14 protein-coding genes are annotated in these 16,631 nt (G+C 69.7%); 6 read left to right on the forward strand and 8 right to left on the reverse strand.

From position 1 onward, the window contains the following. The first annotated feature begins 22 nt into the window (after positions 1-22). Together ACFW6B_RS02510 and ACFW6B_RS02515 are read left to right on the forward strand one after the other, a co-directional pair. The gene (locus ACFW6B_RS02510) at positions 23-820 is read left to right on the forward strand and encodes an inositol monophosphatase family protein (RefSeq protein WP_386591455.1); all 798 of its coding nucleotides are present in this window, start codon (positions 23-25) and stop codon (positions 818-820) included. A 176-nt stretch (positions 821-996) separates the two neighbouring features. Further along, positions 997-1,905, forward strand: coding sequence for an ABC transporter substrate-binding protein (locus ACFW6B_RS02515; protein ID WP_386591456.1), 909 nt, complete (start codon positions 997-999; stop codon positions 1,903-1,905). 33 nt (positions 1,906-1,938) lie between these two features. Here the strand turns inward: ACFW6B_RS02515 and ACFW6B_RS02520 are convergent, their stop codons facing one another. The 3 genes from ACFW6B_RS02520 to ACFW6B_RS02530 form a co-directional block, all read right to left on the reverse strand. Further along, entirely contained in the window at positions 1,939-3,603 is a 1,665-nt protein-coding gene (locus ACFW6B_RS02520) for a polysaccharide deacetylase family protein (protein WP_386591457.1), read from the reverse strand. 109 nt (positions 3,604-3,712) lie between these two features. Further along, entirely contained in the window at positions 3,713-5,368 is a 1,656-nt protein-coding gene (locus tag ACFW6B_RS02525) for a glycosyltransferase (RefSeq protein WP_386591459.1), read from the reverse strand. Then, complete coding sequence (locus tag ACFW6B_RS02530) at positions 5,365-6,714, reverse strand: nucleotide sugar dehydrogenase (RefSeq protein ID WP_386591460.1); 1,350 nt, start codon at positions 6,712-6,714, stop codon at positions 5,365-5,367. Before ACFW6B_RS02530 ends, ACFW6B_RS02525 begins: the two co-directional genes overlap by 4 nt. A gap of 642 nt (positions 6,715-7,356) precedes the next feature. Here ACFW6B_RS02530 and ACFW6B_RS02535 point away from each other — a divergent pair. Together ACFW6B_RS02535 and ACFW6B_RS02540 are read left to right on the forward strand one after the other, a co-directional pair. Further along, positions 7,357-8,226 carry a LamG domain-containing protein gene (locus ACFW6B_RS02535; protein ID WP_386591461.1) on the forward strand — a complete coding sequence of 290 codons (870 nt, stop codon included), beginning with the start codon at positions 7,357-7,359 and terminating at the stop codon, positions 8,224-8,226. Between the two features lie 216 nt (positions 8,227-8,442). Further along, on the forward strand, positions 8,443-10,836 hold the full coding sequence (locus ACFW6B_RS02540; RefSeq protein ID WP_386591463.1) for a beta-L-arabinofuranosidase domain-containing protein: 2,394 nt from the start codon (positions 8,443-8,445) through the stop codon (positions 10,834-10,836). A gap of 81 nt (positions 10,837-10,917) precedes the next feature. On the opposite strand, the gene ACFW6B_RS02545 is transcribed toward ACFW6B_RS02540, so the two are convergent. Together ACFW6B_RS02545 and ACFW6B_RS02550 are read right to left on the reverse strand one after the other, a co-directional pair. After that, on the reverse strand, positions 10,918-11,424 hold the full coding sequence (locus tag ACFW6B_RS02545) for a DUF6584 family protein (protein WP_386591464.1): 507 nt from the start codon (positions 11,422-11,424) through the stop codon (positions 10,918-10,920). A gap of 88 nt (positions 11,425-11,512) precedes the next feature. Beyond that, a complete protein-coding gene (locus tag ACFW6B_RS02550) occupies positions 11,513-12,889 on the reverse strand; it encodes a serine hydrolase domain-containing protein (RefSeq protein WP_386591465.1) in 1,377 nt (458 codons plus the stop codon). A gap of 104 nt (positions 12,890-12,993) precedes the next feature. On the opposite strand from ACFW6B_RS02550, the gene ACFW6B_RS02555 reads away from it, so the two are divergent. Continuing rightward, positions 12,994-13,689: a TetR/AcrR family transcriptional regulator C-terminal domain-containing protein gene (locus ACFW6B_RS02555; RefSeq protein ID WP_386591466.1), complete on the forward strand. Its 696-nt coding sequence runs from the start codon at positions 12,994-12,996 to the stop codon at positions 13,687-13,689. 87 nt (positions 13,690-13,776) lie between these two features. On the opposite strand, the gene ACFW6B_RS02560 is transcribed toward ACFW6B_RS02555, so the two are convergent. Continuing rightward, complete coding sequence (locus ACFW6B_RS02560; RefSeq protein ID WP_386591467.1) at positions 13,777-14,403, reverse strand: hypothetical protein; 627 nt, start codon at positions 14,401-14,403, stop codon at positions 13,777-13,779. A 401-nt stretch (positions 14,404-14,804) separates the two neighbouring features. Next, positions 14,805-15,137: a hypothetical protein gene (locus ACFW6B_RS02565; RefSeq protein WP_386591468.1), complete on the reverse strand. Its 333-nt coding sequence runs from the start codon at positions 15,135-15,137 to the stop codon at positions 14,805-14,807. A gap of 96 nt (positions 15,138-15,233) precedes the next feature. Here ACFW6B_RS02565 and ACFW6B_RS02570 point away from each other — a divergent pair, with 96 nt between their 5' ends. Beyond that, positions 15,234-16,016 carry a VWA domain-containing protein gene (locus ACFW6B_RS02570; protein ID WP_386591469.1) on the forward strand — a complete coding sequence of 261 codons (783 nt, stop codon included), beginning with the start codon at positions 15,234-15,236 and terminating at the stop codon, positions 16,014-16,016. Here ACFW6B_RS02570 and ACFW6B_RS02575 read toward each other — a convergent pair. Then, on the reverse strand, positions 15,997-16,629 hold the full coding sequence (locus ACFW6B_RS02575; RefSeq protein ID WP_386591470.1) for a glyoxalase: 633 nt from the start codon (positions 16,627-16,629) through the stop codon (positions 15,997-15,999). The two genes, ACFW6B_RS02570 and ACFW6B_RS02575, sit on opposite strands and share 20 nt — an antisense overlap. Positions 16,630-16,631 lie beyond the last annotated feature (2 nt).

Below are 16,631 nucleotides of genomic sequence, written 5' to 3' on the forward strand. Positions count from 1 at the left end.
CGGCACCGCTATCGTGCGTGGGGTGTTCGACTCGTATGCGGGAACGGACGATGCCGCGGTCGCGGCAGCCGCGGCCCGTGCCGGGGCGGACGTGGTGCGGGCCATGTACGGCCGGCGCCTCGCCCGTATCGACAAGGGCGGCGGGGACTTCGCCACCGCCGCCGACGTGGAGGCCGAGAGGACGATCCTCGGCGTCCTCCACGAAGCCCGGCCCGACGACGCCGTGCTCGGCGAGGAGAGCGGGCCGCGGGGTGCGGCGGGGGCCGCGCGCCAGTGGCTGGTGGACCCCTTGTGCGGCACGCTGAACTACGCCGCCGGCACCATGGCGGTGGCCGTGAACGTGGCGCTGCGCGGCGGTGCCGCCGCGGTGGCCGACCCGTTCGGCGGCGAGGTCTTCTTCACCGACGGAAAGACTGCGTGGGTACGGCGCGACGGCGCCGACACGCTTCTGGTGCCCTCGGCGGCCACCGGGCTCGTGGACGTCAACCTGGACCCGCCGTTCCCGGGCGCGCCCGGCTTCCGCGCCGTGGACCTGCTGGCCCGGCCCGCCTTCGTGGAACGCTTCCGGCCCCGGGTCCTGTCCACGACGCTGGCCCTGGCCTGGGTCGCCGCCGGCAAACGCGCCGCCTACGTGACGGACGGCGGCGACCTGTCCGGGAGCGTGCACTTCGCCGCGGGCATCGCCCTGTGCGGGGCCGCCGGCTGCGTCGTCACCGGGATCGACGGCGCCCCGGTCGGGTCCTCGGGCCGGGGACTCGTGGCGGCCGCCGACGCCGGGACCCACCGGCTGCTGATGTCGATGATCACGGGCCGCTCCTGACCCCGAGGGCGTGGCCGCCGTCTCGAAGCCACGGCCGCAGGTGTGGACGACACCCTGGGACGGATCCCGGACGGTGGCGCAAAAAGTGACAGGACGTCCTGATCGAGGTGATGATCGCTTGCAGGTGTGACGTGTCGGTCCGTGACTCGGCAGAGCGCTGGAGAGGAGCTGTCCGGATGGGGAAACACCTCGTCGCGCTCGGAGCGACGGCGGTCGCCGCAGCCCTGGTCCTGGCCGGTTGCGGCGACGACGACCCCGAGAACGCCTCGCCCTCTCCGTCCGGCACGGGCAAGGCGCCGCTGTACGACGAACTGCCGGAGTCGGTGCGGAAGGCCGGTGTCGTCAAGGTCGGCTCGGACCTGCTCTACCCGCCGATGGAGTTCGTCCGGAACGGCAAGCCGACCGGCGTCGACCCCGACCTCGCCGCCGTCCTCGGCAGGGAACTCGGCGTGAGGTTCCAGTTCGGCAACGGGTCCTTCGACACCCTGCTCACCGGACTGCGGGCCGGGGAGCACGACGTCGTGATGTCCGCGATGACCGATACCAAGGACCGTCAGGAAGGGCTCGACCCCGCCACCGGGGAGAAGATCGGCGAGGACATCGACTTCGTCGACTACTTCAGGTCCGGATCGTCGATCATGGTGAAGAAGGGCAACCCGGAGGGCGTGAAGACGCTGGCCGATCTCTGCGGCGAGAGGGTGGCCGTGCAGAGCGGCAGCACCGCGTACGACCTGCTGCAGTCCCAGAGGTGTGACGAGCCGATGGACATCGAGGCCTACGACACCCACGACCAGGCTCAGGCCCGCCTCAAGAGCGGCGAGGTGGTGGCCGACGTCGCCGACTTCCCGGTGGTCGCCTACGCGGTGAAGACCGCGGGCGGCGGCGAGGACTTCGAGATGGTCGGCGAGCAGATCGAAGCCGGCCCGTACGGCATCGCGGTGCTGAGCTCGAACACCCAGCTGCGGGACGCGATTCAGGCGGCCGTGAACGCCGCTATCCGGGACGGCTCCTACGGCGAGGTCCTGAAGAAGTGGAACGTCGGCGAGGGCGCGGTGACCGACGCCACGATCAACAGCGGCACCTGAACGGGACGATCCCCCTGCCGTACGGTCCTCAGGTCATCCGGCGCCTGACGCTCCCCCGAGCGGCGAGATGTCGAGCGACTTGAAGACCGGCCACCGGTTTCCGACCTCGTTGATGCCGGAACGGATGGTGATGCCACCGGTGAGCTGATCGGACGGCTTCTCCGAGACATGGCTCATCTCCACCCGGCCGTCGATGTACGCCGTGGTGGTGTTCTGCCCGACCTCGACGACCACGGTGTGGTCGGACTTCGCGTCCAGCGTCCGCGTGGCCACCTTGTAGCCGTCGACCAGCAGGGTCGCCCGGTTCCGGGTGATCACCACGGTCACCGGTTCCTTGCTGTTGGTCCGGACACCCAGCGCGGCCTGGTTGGTGCCGTTGCCCAGCGACCCGAGCAGCGCGGTGGCGCTGTAGTCGGTCCAGTCGACGCTGCTGTTCGGCCGGTAGTCGGCCTTGGCGTACCGGGGTGTCAGCGGTGACGAGGGAGCCTTGCCCAAGAAGACGTCGAAGCCGGTACGGGTCTGGCGTCCTCCCCAGTTCTCCGGCTCGGACAGCGGCCGGTGCGCGTCGGCCGGGACCTGCACGTTCTGCCCGACGCTCTCCAGCATCTGGGCGGGAGTGGTACTGGCGAGGATCTCGATGCGCTGGACGAGGCCCTCCGACGCGGACCGCCGGCTGGCGGTGAGCGGAATGCTGGAGTGGTCCGTCATCACGAGGGGGAAGAGTTCCTTGAGCAGGTGCCTGGCCTGTGAGTCCGTCGAGTCGGCGTCCTGCCGGCCCGGTCCGTCGGAGAAGGGGATGGCGAACATCGAGGGGGCCGGCAAGCCGTGGTCGGTGATGTCCTTGACGGAGCCGACGAGGTCGTGGAGCACCCTGGCGCGGTACTCGGCGGGGTTCTCCCGCCGTCCCTCGTCCTTCAGCCACAGGCGGTTCATCAGCGGTGCTCCCGTGTTGCCCGTGGCGTCCAGCGGCTTCATGCTGTGCATGGCACGGGTGTGGCTCTGGAAGTCCCAGCGGCCCGACCGGTGCATCCGCTCGATCTCGCGCCAGGTCAGGTAGTAGGGCCGGTGCTTGTCCATCGACCCGGTGATCAGGGCGATCGTGCCGTGCATCTTGTGCTTGGCCAGGATGCGGTCGGCGTACTTCCACAGTCCGTCGGTGCCGTCGTCGAAGGTCAGCAGCACCGAGCGCCGAGGCACCGGACCGCCGTTCATGTAGTTGGTGAACTGCTTCGCGGTCAGGGTGCGGTAGCCGGCCTGCTCCAGCGCGGTCAGCTGGGCGTCGAACGCCTCCGGGGTGAGCACGTAGGGGCTCTTGCTGTTCTTGTTGACGTCGTGGAAGGTCAGCACCACCGGCGGAGCGTGGTCAGGCAGTCCCTCGCCCCGTCGCGCCCAGCCGATCTGGTCCGACATGGTGACGGACGCCTGGGCCAGCGGTGCCTGCGGGGTCATGTACTTGCGGCTGAGGTAGCGCTCGATACCCACGGCTCCGGACGTCACCACCACGGAGAGGGTGAGTGCCCCGAGCAGGGCGCGGACGGGCCACTGCGTCCAGCCGCGCCCCCAGCCGTGACCCTTGCCGCGGCTGCGGTCGTGGCCGGCCTTCTCTGCGTAGTCACCGCGGCGACAGGGTTCCGGACCGTTCCCGTGGTCGTGCACGACGATGCCGGCAGGCTCGCGCAGCCCGTGCCCGGGAGCCATCAGAGCACACTCCCTCGTGACAGAACGATCAGATAGATGCCACTGACCACCATGACGGCCACCACATCGGTGATCACCCGGACCGTCTTGCGCTGCAGGAAATTCCTCATCACCGAGTCCTCGACCAGACACCGCGACGGATGGTCGCGAGGGAGTACGGCAGCAGCCAGGACAGCAGCAGTGCCGACAGCAGGCTCATCAGCGGTCGGTAGCGCCAGCGGGTGTCACCAGGGTTGTCGATCTTGAATGCCAGGCCCCAGATGCTGCCCTTGAGGACCACGCCGCACAGATACAGCACGCTCACGAAGATCCCGCCCTGTATCGGGGACCAGATCATGTGGCGGACCGCCATCAGCGGCGCGGCCAGTACCCACAGCACATGTCCGTAGTACAGACAGGACGGGCCGACGCCCCGCCGCCACATGAAGGTGCCGGTGAAGAAGGTGTTGCGGATGAAGCTCTTCTTCCAGCGGATCTGCTGCTTCATGAACGGCCGGAAATGCTCGGGCACGTTGGTCCACACCTTGGCGGACTGGACGTAGCCGATGCGCCACTTGCGCTCGGGATAGTCCTGCGCGGTGACGAACGGCGAGTCGGCGTACTGCTTCTTCAGCTTCTTGCCGACCCACAGCTGCCCCAGTACATAGCCGGTGAGCTGACGGTCGGTCGCGAACCGGAAGGGGGCGCCCAGGAAGCGGTCGCCGGCCCAGGCCGGGAAGTAGTTGTACACCGCGTCCCGGCGGAAGACCGCCAGCGGACCGGAGACACAGGTGACCGAGCCGAAGACCGACTCGGCGGCCTTGGCCACCCGGAACTGCCCCTCGTACCAGACGTCCTGGGCCCGGGTGAAGAGCGTCTCGTCCACGTTCAGCGCCCTGCAGTGGCCGCTGACCGCGCCCAGTTCGGGGTGGTCGACCAGGGCCTGCACACACTTGCGCAGGGCGTCGGGCGCCAGGATGCAGTCGGAGTCGGTGAACGCCAGCACGTCGCCGGTCGCGATGCCCGCCCCCCGGACCAGGGCGTGCTTCTTGCCCAGGTTCTTCTCCAGTTTGAGCAGGGTGATGCCGAGTTCCCGCGCCAGCTCGTCCAGGATCTCCCGCGTCCCGTCCTCGGAGAGGTCGTCGATCACGATGATCTCCAGGTCCGGGTAGTCGCTGGCCGCCATCGAGCGCACGCAGCTCTCGATGTACTCGACCTCGTCCTTGACCGCGAGCAGGAAGGACACCTTCGGCACGGCGGGCAGGGACGGGAAGGAGGCGAGGTTCTTGGGGCGCCTGCGGAGGGTGCGGACCGACGGGTCGTCGTAGCGGCTGTACGCGATCTGCAGCATGGCGATCGTGCCCACCAGGACCGTGATGCCGTAGCCGATGACCAGCGGCTTCTCCGGCACGAGCGGGAACTCGCGGGCCAGGATCAGGCCCAGCGGCAGCAGGCAGAACATGGCCAGCACCCGGCGCACCGCGAAGCGCACGTCGGTCTGCATCCGGTTCGTCCAGCGGGTGAGCGGACCCGGCGGCCTGCCGACGACGGCGGCCGAGCGGACCTGCGGCAGCGGCACGGAGGCCCGGGGGCGAGGATTCGGCAGGATCAGCCCGCACGGGGCGGAGGCAGCCTGGACGGTCGTACCCGCACGGTCGGCCGTCATGTCGGGGGATTCGGCGGGAGTCGCCTCACCTGGCACGCCGCCTCCCGGCGCCCCGGGCAGCACTGCCCCGGGCGCCGCGAGGGCCGCGTCCGCGGCTCCCGGCGCAGACAGGTCGGTCACAGCGTCTCCTTGGCCGCCACACCGTCGAGACGGTAGGTCGCGTCCAGGACGTCGTCCCGGTCGTTCAGCCAGGCCAGGTCGGCGTCCGGGTGCACGGTGTGCACGAGCACCAGGTCCCACTCGTGGACCTCGGGCGCGAGCACGCTCTCCTGGATCCCGCCGGCCACCCGCGCGGCACGCACCATCGAGTCGGTGAAGCGGACCTGGGCGCCCTCGTGGACGAGCTCGTCGAAGATCTCCAGCGCGGGTGATTCCCGCAGGTCCTCGACGCCCGGCTTGTACGCCATGCCGACGATCAGGATCCGGGCCCCGGTGAGCGGCTTGCCGCGCTCGCCCAGCGCCTCGCGCACCCGGCGCACCACGTGGTGGGGGCGGCCGGCGATGCCGTTCATCGCGGCCTCGACCAGCGGGGAGGTGACGCGCTCGGCGCGCAGCTGCCAGAGCAGGTAGTGGGGGTCGCAGGGGATGCAGTGCCCGCCGACGCCCGGACCGGGGTAGAAGGGCATGAAGCCGAACGGCTTGGTCGAGGCGGCCTCGATCACGGGGATCGGGTCCAGGCCGAGGACACGGCAGTTGTCGGCGAACTCGTTCGCGAGCGCGATGTTGACCGCGCGGAAGGTGTTCTCCCACAGCTTGGTCATCTCGGCCGCCTCGGGGGAGGGCAGCACGTACACGGAAGAGGCCGTGCGGGACAGCACGGAGATGGCCCGGTCGACGGTCTCCTGGCCGGCGCCGCCGACCACGCGCGGGGTGGTGTCCTGGGTGTGGCTGGCGTTGCCGGGGTCGATCCGCTCCGGGGAGAAGGCCACGAAGATGTCCTCGCCCACGGTGAAGCCGCGCTCGGTCAGCGGCTCGGTCAGCAGGTCACGGGTGGTGCCGACGTAGGTGGTGGAGGTCAGCATCAGCAACTGGCCGGGGACGGCGTGCTCGACGACGGTGGCCGCGGCGGAGGTCAGTGCCCGCAGGTCGGGGGCGAGGTGCCGGTCCACCGGGGTCGGTACGCACACCAGAACGGTGCGGGCGTCGGCGAGTGCCGCCGGGTCGTCGGTGAGGGTGAAGCGCGGATCGCCGTTGAACTCCTTCAGCCGCTCCAGGTCGCTGGGCAGCAGGTCGACGTCGCAGCCCTGGATGGCCTCCAGCCGCTCGGCGCTCACGTCGATGCCGATCACCTCGGTGCCCGCGGCCAGCAGGCCGAGCGCGGTCGGCAGTCCGACGTAGCCCAGGCCCACGACTGCCACGGCTCCCACCTCCGGTGCGTCCAGGGCGACTCGGCTGTCGAGAGTCTCGAAAGCGGCGCCGAGGTGCAGTCCGTGGGAGGCGGGGGCGGGCAGGGTGTTCGTAGGCATGTCGGAAGCTCCAGGTGTTGCTCATGGGGATGCACACCTGTCGGCGCGCACGCATTGCCGCGGCGGGGACCCCGAGTCCTGCCCGCACGATGGCCTTGATGCTTCAACGATCTCAATCGGCCATTTTTAGTTCAAGCGGGAGAAAAGCCGTAGTATTCGAGGACTTTCGTCCTTTACGGAAGCGTTATCAACCCTCTGAGCAGGAATTCTGCCCGTTCTCGCCGGTCGGGAAGCCCTTCGGGCGCCCGCGTCGATGTGGCGTAGCAATCAATTTCCGGCCGATGGGGAGTGGTGCACGTCACTCGACTCCGAGGGTCGAGGAGGATCGAGATGGGTCCGTGTCGGGAAATCCACATGCTTCACCGTCCGGTCGGTGATGGGATATGTGAAAGAATGAGTGAGTCTGCGAAGTAATTGCTCCGCGGGCGAGGCGCCGTGCGGGTGAAGGCAACCGGGGCGCCGGATCAGGCGAGTGGTCTTCACCCTCGCGAAGTGCCGTGCCCGTCGTCCGGGCCGGCTGCGAATGTGGAACAAGCAGGAAAACCCCATGACTTGTGGCGTCGCGGCAGCACCTCGCTGCCGTTTCCCCCTGCCGGAACGGTCGTTGCGGCATTCTCCCGTCGAGTGCTGGGAGCTCCGGCCATGACGCGAAGACGACGAACGGCCTGCATCCTGGCCGCCCTTGGCGCCGGTGTCGCGATCACGCAGACGGCCTGTGGCGGCGGAACCCCGTCCGCCGCTCCGTCCACGTCGTACGACGCGACGGTGCGGGCCGACTCCCCGGCCCTCTATCTGTCACTCGGCGCCGGCGGCCCGAAGAAGCAGAAGCAGTCCGCGGTCGCGCTCAAGGCCACCTACCATCACGCACCCGGCGTCACCTCCATGCCCAACGGGGACCGGGCGTCCCTGTTCGACGGAACCTCGCAGTACGTGGAGATCCCGGACGACGACCGGCTCTCCGTCACCACGACCGGTGAACTGACCGTGGAGGCGTGGATACGGCCCGACGCGCTGACGTTCGCCAAGACCGACGGTGCCGGCTACGTCAACTGGCTCGGCAAGGTCTCCAGCGAGGAGGCCCGGACCGAGTGGCTGGCCCGCATGTACTCGCGGGACAACTCCGAGGCCCGCGCCAACCGCATCAGCGGATACGTCTTCAACGAAGGCGGCGGACTCGGCGCCGGTTCGTACTTCGAGGACCGGGTCAGGCCCGGCGAGTGGATCCACTACGCGCTGGTCATCAACACCCGTGAGAAGAGCGACGCTTATCCGACCGGGTACGTCAAGGTCTACAAGAACGGGGTGCTCCGCGACCAGGACGCCCTCGACGGTTACGACATCGTCCCCAGCAACACCGACGCCCCGATGCGGATCGGCACCGCCGCCGCCAAGTCGTACTTCAAGGGCGCGATCGGCAAGGTGGCCGTGTACGACTCCGAGGTGCCCGAGTCGCGGCTCGCGGCCCACTGCCGGGCCATGCACGGGACTCCTCGGGAAGCCGCCGGAACCTGATGTCCGCGCATGAGGTGTCCGCCGGCCGGCGGACAGTGGACGGCCATGGGTGGTCGGCGACCGGCGGGTCAGGATCGTCCATGACGACTCCTGGACAGTCGGACTCCGTCGTGCTGTCATGTTCGCGGCACTATTTCCAACGTTGTAGAGGTCACCGGGCGGAACGGGACAACGTTGTCACCCGGCAGTAGACCCCTTTCGGAAGAAAGGCCGAGCATGTCGGTGAGCAGACGGAGAATCCTCGCCCTCGGCTCCGGCGCGCTGGGCGCCGCGGCTCTCGGAGGCACGTCCTCGGGAGCCGCGGCCGCGGCGCCGCGAGCGGGAACGGCGCCGGCCGACGCGTTCCAGAAACTGCCGCCCGGGAGCGTGACCGCCCGGGGCTGGCTCGCCGGGCAGCTCCGGCTGCAGCTCGCCGGTCTGTGCGGCAGGTACGAGGGTTTCTCGCACTTCCTCGACCGCTCCACGAGCGGCTGGGTGCATCCCGAGCGCGACGCCTGGGAGGAGGTGCCGTACTGGCTGCGCGGCTACATCCCGCTGGCGATCGCCACGGGGGACCCGCACGCGCTGACGCGGTCGCGCGAGTGGGTGGACGGGATCCTCGCGACCCAGCAGGGCGACGGCTTCTTCGGGCCCCGCGGCCTGCGCACGGCACTCAACGGCGGACCGGACTTCTGGCCCTTCCTGCCGCTCCTGCAAGCACTGCGGACGTACGAGGAGTACACCCACGACCAGCGGATCGTCCCGTTCCTCGTCCGTTTCCTCCGCTACATGAACGCCCAGGGGCCGGGCGCGTTCAACACGAGCTGGGTCTCCTACCGTTGGGGCGACGGCCTCGACATCGTCGTATGGCTCCACCGCCGGACCGGCGAGGCGTTCCTGCTCGATCTCGCGGCCAAGATGCACGGTCACGGCGCCGACTGGACCGGGGCCACGCCGAGCCGGCACAACGTGAACATCGCCCAGGGGTTCCGGGAGCCCGCCCAGTACGGGCAACTGACCGGCTCCGCCGACCTCGTACGCGCCACGTACCGGGCCTATGACACCGTGATGGGCGCCTACGGGCGCTTCCCCGGCGGCGGGCTGGCCGGTGACGAGAACGTCCGCCCCGGTTTCGCCGACCCCCGGCAGGGCTTCGAGACCTGCGGCATCGTCGAATTCATGGCCAGCCACGAGCTGCTGACGCGGATCACCGGGGATCCGGTCTGGGCGGACCGCTGTGAGGACCTGGCCTTCAACATGCTTCCGGCCTCCCTCGACCCCGACGGCAGGTCCATCCACTACATCACCAGCGCCAACAGCGTCGACCTCGACAACCGCCCCAAGACGCAGGGGCAGTTCCAGAACGGCTTCGCCATGCAGGCCTTCCACGCCGGCGTCGACCAGTACCGGTGCTGCCCCCACAACTACGGCATGGGCTGGCCCTACTTCACCGAGGAACTCTGGCTCACCAGCGCCGACGGCGGCCTGGTCGCCTCGCTCTACGCGCCGAGCCGGGTCAGGGCCACGGTCGCCGGCGGGACGACGGTCACCGTCACCGAGGAGACGGGGTACCCCTTCCAGGACACGATCACCCTCACCGTCTCCACTCCCCGCCCCGTGCGCTTCCCGCTGCGACTGCGCGTGCCCGGCTGGTGCGAGGGGCCCCGGCTGCAGGTCAACGGCAAGACGGTCACGGCCTCGGACGGCCCGTCCTGGGCGCGGATCGACCGCACCTGGCGCGACGGTGACGTCGTCCGCCTCCGGCTGCCCCAGAAGGCCCGGCTGCGTTCGTGGCCCGGCCAGCACGGCGCGGTCAGCGTCGAACGGGGGCCCCTCACCTACTCGTTGAAGATCGGCGAACGCTACGACCGCTACGCGGGAGACGACGCGTTCCCCGCGTACGAGGTCCACGCGACCACCGGATGGAACTACGGCCTCCTGCCCGACACGTCACTCACCCCCCTGCAGAACGGCTCCGCCGTCCCCGACCAGCCCTTCACCCCCGCCACCACGCCCGTGTCCATCTCGGCGCGGGCCAGGAGGATCCCGGAGTGGGTCGCGGACGACGAGCACGTCGTCGCGCCGCTGCAGGACTCTCCCGCCCGCAGTGACGCGCCGGTCGAGACGGTCACCCTCATCCCCATGGGCGCCGCGCGGCTCCGTGTCACGTCCTTCCCCACGGCGGCTCCGGACGGCCGGCCCTGGACGCCGGAGGCGCCCTTCCGCAGAATCGTCAACAAGAACAGTGGAAAGGTCCTGGCCGTCGACGGCATGTCGACCGAGAACAGCGCGCGCGTGGTGCAGTTCGGCAACACCGGGACCGGCGACCACGCCTGGCAGCTCGTCGACCGGGGTGAGGGCCTGCACCTGATCCGCAACGGGAACAGCGGCAAGGTCCTCGGCGTCGACCGCATGTCGGTCGAGAACAGCGCGATCGTCGTGCAGTTCGAGGACAACGGGACGGACGATCACCTGTGGACGCTGGTCGACGACGGCGACGGCTGGTACCGCATCCGGAACAAGAACAGCGGAAAGGTCCTCGGGGTGGACCGCATGTCCACGGCCGACAGCGCGCAGGTGGTCCAGTTCGACGACAACGGAACGGCCGACCACCTGTGGCGCTTCCTGTGAACCCCTGAGCCCGGCACCTGACGGATCGGCGGCGCGGCGTCCGGCCCGCCGCCGATCCGTCACGTCGTCGATCCGGCCCCGTCAGTCGAAGAGGGCCACGAGGCCGTTCACCCAGATCGCGAGGAACGCGACGACCGCCACCAGGCACCCGGCTCCCGCCAGGAAGTCGGCGAAGCGGCTGTTCTCGTCGTCGGTCCTCGTGCCGTCCGGCACGGTGTCCCAGTCGACGGGACGCCCCGTGGACTCGGAGCAGGCCACGCGCACCGCCTCCAACTGCCCCCTGGCGAAGGCCGTTCGGGCGAGTGATTCCGCACCGCGCCAGGCGAGTGCGCGCATGCGCAGCTCGGCGGTGTCGTACCTGGCCTCGAAGGCCGAGGTCTCGGCCGCGTCCCGGTCCTCTTCGAGATACATCCAGCGGCCCGCTTCCGCGGGCTCTCCGTACAGCCGGTAGACGTCGGCGAGCCGGCGCCGCAGTGTCAGGTCGTCCGGGAACGACGACACGAGCCCGCGCAGGCGCTGGCGCGCGACGGGGACCCGGCCGGCGGCCAGGTCCGCGTCGACGCGCGCGAGGGTGTCTCTCAGTGGCATGTGCAGATCATCAGCTGCCGGAGCGGGCGGCGTCGACCGCTTTTGTTGCTCGTTGCTCAGCGCCTTGCCGACCGGTCCGGGCGGGGGATCAGGACGCCTGGCCGACCCGGTTGAAGAGCCGGCCTGCGATGTCGACCCCGGTGATCGTCCCGTCGGCGTCACGGGAGAAGTAGCCGCGCTGTCCCTCGAGGCCGCCCTCGGTGACGACGTACTCGTCGCCGTCGCCGGGCAGGAAGCCGATGGCCGCGGCCGGGTGGTCGGGCGGCATCTCCTCGTCGGACGCCTCACGGATCTCCGGTTTGATCCCGACTCCCAGGGTGAGACGGGTGCCGTCGGTGGTGATGTCGAGGTTCATGGCGTCGATCTCGTAGCGGCCGACGACGTGCCGGGCCCTCGTCCCGTCGTACGGGAGCGGCTGTGCCCGCTTCTCGGTGACGCCGAGGTAGTGCGCGAGCGCCCACCGTACGACGGACTGGTTGAGGGGGTGGCCGTCCGGGCCGAGGTTGGCCAGCGAGACCACCGCGAAATCGCGCTCGGGCACGATGAGCAGTTCGGCGAACTGGCCGTTGCCCGAACCGCCGTGGCCGATCCCGCGGAGGCCGTCGAAGTCGTGGAGGAACCAGCAGATCCCGAAGCCGTCGCCGAGGGTGCTGCCGCGGAGTCCGACCGTCTCCTCGCGCATGCGGTGCAGGTCGGCGGCGGGCAGCAGACCGTCGCCGTCACCGAGCTGGAACCGCGCCCAGCGCAGCAGGTCGCTCACGGAGGAGGCGAGTCCGCCGCCGGGGTTGTCGTCGCGGGCGCCCTCCTTGAACGCGTTCCAGGGCCGGGCGACGCGCAGTTCGCCGTCCTCGGCGCGGTTGTAACCCACGGCGAACTTGCGGACCATCGCCTCCGCCAGCCCGTACACGGTGTCCGTCAGGCCCACCGGTTCCAGGACGAGCGACTTCACGGCCTGCTCGAACGGCAGGCCCGTGACCTTCTCGACGATCCGTCCCGCCAGGTTGTAGCCGGCCTGGCTGTACGAGGCGCGGGCCCCGGGCGGCGCGATCAGCGGGAGTCCGGGAAGCTTCTCCACCAGGCCGGCCAGTGAGCGGTCCCCCTTGCCGTCGTCGATCAGGTTCCAGTCCAGGCCCGCGGTGTGGTTGAGCAGGTTCAGGACGGTGATCCGCGCCGCGGCCCGCTCGTCGGCGAGGCGCAGTTCGGGCACGTAACGCCTCACCGGCGCGTCCAGGTCCACCTTTCCCCGGGAGACCAGGCGCATCAGCGCGGTCGCGGTGAAGGTCTTGGAGACCGAGGCCACGGGGAAGAGGGTGTTCTCGTCCACCGGCAGCGGGTTGGCGAGGCTGGTCACACCGTGCGAGGCGTACGTCTCCCGGCCGTCCAGGAGTACCCCGACGGCGACACCGGGAACGCCGAGCCTCGTGGCCTGCGACGAGACGAACTCCGACAGCTCGTCCTTCGACATGTCTCCCCCTCCGAGTTGTTGAACTAAGTGCAAGAAGAAGCGTAGGAGTCGCTTGAACAAAGTGCAAGGGGCGTCATGAACTAAGTTCAAGTACAGTGGTCGCCATGCCGCGCAACACGCTGACCGCAGACCGGATCGTCCGTGCCGCCATCGAACTGCTCGACGACGAGGGGCTGGACGGCCTCAACATGCGCAGCCTCGCGCAGCGGCTGGGCTCGGCCGCCACGGCGGTGTACTGGCACATCAAGAACAAGGACGACCTGGTCCGGCTCGCGGGCGACGCGGTCTGGGGCGAGGTCGAGGTGCCCGATCTGGACGCCGCCGACTGGCGTACGGCCGCCGCCGCGCATGCCACCGGCGTCCACGCGATGCTCACTCGGCACCCCTGGCTCGTCCAGGCGTTCGGCAGCCACCTCCTGTACGGACCCGCCCAGGCCCGGCACAACGACTTCAGCCTGGCCGTCTACGAGAAAGCCGGCTTCGCCGCCGCGGACGCGGACCGGGCGGCCGCCGCGGCCCTCGCCTTCGTGCTCGGCAACACCCTCGGACCCGCCGCGCAGGTCTCGTTGAACCGTCGGCTGAACATGGGCGGTGGGGACGCGAAGGAGTTGATGGCCGACGCCATGACGCGTGCCACCGAGACCGCGAGGCGATTCCCGCACCTGCGCGAACGCCTCGACACCGCGGCCGCCACGGAGTACGCCGGAGCGCCCGACGACTCCTTCGAGTTCGGGCTGCGCTCCCTCCTCGACGGTTTCGAGGCACGCCTGGCGGCCGGCCGCGCGGACGGGGTCCGCTGATCCGCGTCCGGCCCGACAGCGGATTCGTCCTCGACGGCCGCCCTCTTCGGGCCGGAACGTCACGCGCGGGCAGGGCGGCGGCATCCCTCAGTTCTCGATGAGGGCCTGCTCCTCATCGGTGAGCCGGCTGAAGCAGGCTTCCTCCGTGGCCGTGACCGTCATCAGGTCGAGTGGGGGCACTGCGACATGCTGGGCGTAGAGGAGCCAGCCCTTCTTCTTGTACGAAGTCATGAAGTAGGTGCTGTCGTCGCCCCCGGGTGATCCCTTCTGCGGCGGCAGGCTTTCTTTCCAGCCCCGTGCCGAGAGGTCGGACAGCATGACCTCCAGTTGCCGCTGTGTGCCGGTCCTGTCGGCGGCATGCGGGGAGCGGTACCGCTTCTCGGTGGACGACCAGGAGACCGCGCAGGAGGCCAGCCGGTTGGTGAGAGCGGCGGTTTCGCGCCCCTTCTCGGTGTCGGTGGGGGCGTGCGGCTTCCGGGGCATGCCGAGTTTCACCTCCACCTTGCCGTCCGCCAGTCCGGCGGCCGCGACGGCCGCTTGCAGGTCCGTCCGAACGGCCTTCTGGCCGAAGGGTGCCGATGCCGAAGAAGAGGAAAGGGCGGTGGTGGCTGCGACCGGGTCGGCAGGTCCGGCGCCCGCACCGCATCCGGTGGCGAGAATCGCTCCCACGGCGACGGCGGCCGTCTGTGCGGTGTTGATCTTATTGGTACGCATGTGTTCTTTCTCGGCATGTCGACTGCTGGGCACCCTCCGGCCGGCCCGGTCGGTCGCATCCTGGCGCCGAATCTTCGCACGACGGCTTTCCCACGTCGGGAACGGGTCCTGGGGACCGCATCGGCGTGGACGGCCCGTGGTGCAAGCCATCGGCACTCCGCTGGGGGTCACCAGGGTGCAGGGGGGACCTTCGGGCGCCAGGTCGTGTCCGATGAAACGATCACGGTTCGCCGAGCCGGGGGAGGGGCGATGCGAGTCGGAGGCCGACGAGGTGGAGGGCGGCTGACTTGCCGAAGCGGGTACCCGCGACCGTCAACACGCGGCGGCAGCGGTCCTGTCCGCTCCCGTGCGGCATCCGTCAACTCACCCCGGCCGACCACGAGATCACTGATGGGACACGGCTAGTCACCCATGAACCACACGTAGCTGCCCGGCGTCGTCCCGCATGCTTCAAGGAGCTCGGCAAGGTCGAGCAGAGCCGCTTTCTGCTGATCGTCGGTACACCCCTGCACCAGGGCGGTGATTTCCTGGCGGGCGACTTGAGCTTCCTGTTCGTTGAACAGCGTGTCGCCGTACGGATCCACCCAGCCGAGCTTGCCCGGACCGTGTCGGTCGAGGGTGTCCAGTGCCCTCGCCAACGCTTCACCGTGCTCGTAAGAGCCTCGCAGCAAGGTGCTCCGAGACGCCCCCTTCCGGGCGGGTCGCCCCGAGTGCAGTTCCAGCTCGATCCCCATGTCCCCCTCCTTCGGCCTCGGACGTCGAAGTCTCGCAGAGCTCATTCGGCCGGCGCGTACCGCCATTACAGGCCGTCGGCGTCGTTGGAGTGGGTTTTGTCCGAAATCGCCGCCGGTCGGGTGCGGGAGGCCTACCGTTCCTCCTCGGCGATCAAGGGGGCTGAGGTGCGGACGATGTCGCTGCGCAAAGGGGAGAACGCGGCACTGACGGTGAGGCCGGTGGCGTTGTCGGTGTCGGTTGGGGGGCTGTCCGCGGACGTCTCGGCGTTGCTCCTGGGAGTGGACGGAAAGGTGCGCAGCGACGACGACCTGGTCTTCTACAACCATCCGTTCCAGGACGGAGTCTCGATCGACGGCCGGACCGTCAGTGCCGACCTGGCCCTCGTGCCGCGGAGCGTGGACCGTGTGGTGATCGCGGAGCGGCGGGCCGCGGTGTACCTGATCCTCGATCACGGTCGGTACATGGAGCAGTTGTACGAGTCGTTCGCGGTGCAGTCCTTCGCCGAGCGGGTCCTGGCGCTGTCGGCCAACCTGGACGACGACGGCACCGTTCCCGTGATCTTCTCCAGCCGGGACGAGCCGTTCCTGGAGGAGATCGGGCTGGACAACTACCGAGGTCGCATCGGCCACCTTCACCAACGTCGCCTTCTACGACGCCGGCAAGAACCCGGGCTCGGTACCGGACGAACGGTTCTACACCGGTCTCATCGACGCCTTCGCCACGTGGATCCGTTCCCTGGCATAGACGGCAGCGGACGCGGGGCGCAGTCCACGGGGCGCGGCGGTGTGCGGGGAGCCGCGTCGGTGGACCACGGCCCGGGGACGCACGGACCGAGGGGCGGTGCGACCGCCGCGGCGGTCAGGGGCGGGTGGGTGTGAGCGAGGCGGCTTCCCAGGTGAAGCCGTCCGGGTCGGTGAACGCGGCGCCGGTGCCGGTGAGGGCGATCCCGTGCGAGCCGCTGCCGTCGTCGGTGACGCCGAGGTCCTTGGCCAGGCCGGCCCGCTTGTACAGCGCCAGCTTGAACCGGTCCGGCCCGCCCCCGGTGAACTCGGCGTACTTGCCGCCGAAGCTCTTCGCGACGGTCAGCCCCTGCTCGACGTAGAACCGCTTGCTCGCCTTCACGTCCGCGACACCCAGCAGGAGCACCCGCTCGTCGATGGTGCCCGTGGCCGGACCCGTGTCCTTCTTCGCCGAGGTCGCGACCTTCCAGATCGTGCCGTCCGGGGCCTGGACGACGCCCCCGTAACCCCACAGGGACTTCGACACGGGCTTGAGCGGTGTGGCGCCGGCCGCGAGAGCGTCCTCGACGAGCTTCGCGACATCGGCCGGCTGGGACACGGTGAGCGCCAGCGTGAATCCGCGGAAGCCGGCCATGGGTGCCGCGGCGGTGCGCAGGCGCAGCCCGGAGCCGAGACCGAGAGCGGTGGCGTAGAACTGCTCGGCGGCGGCCGTGTCGTCCACTTCGAGGGTGATGGATGCGATGGAAGTCATGA

The sequence above is a fragment of the Streptomyces sp. NPDC058751 genome, assembly GCF_042746485.1.
In the GTDB taxonomy this organism is placed as follows: domain Bacteria; phylum Actinomycetota; class Actinomycetes; order Streptomycetales; family Streptomycetaceae; genus Streptomyces.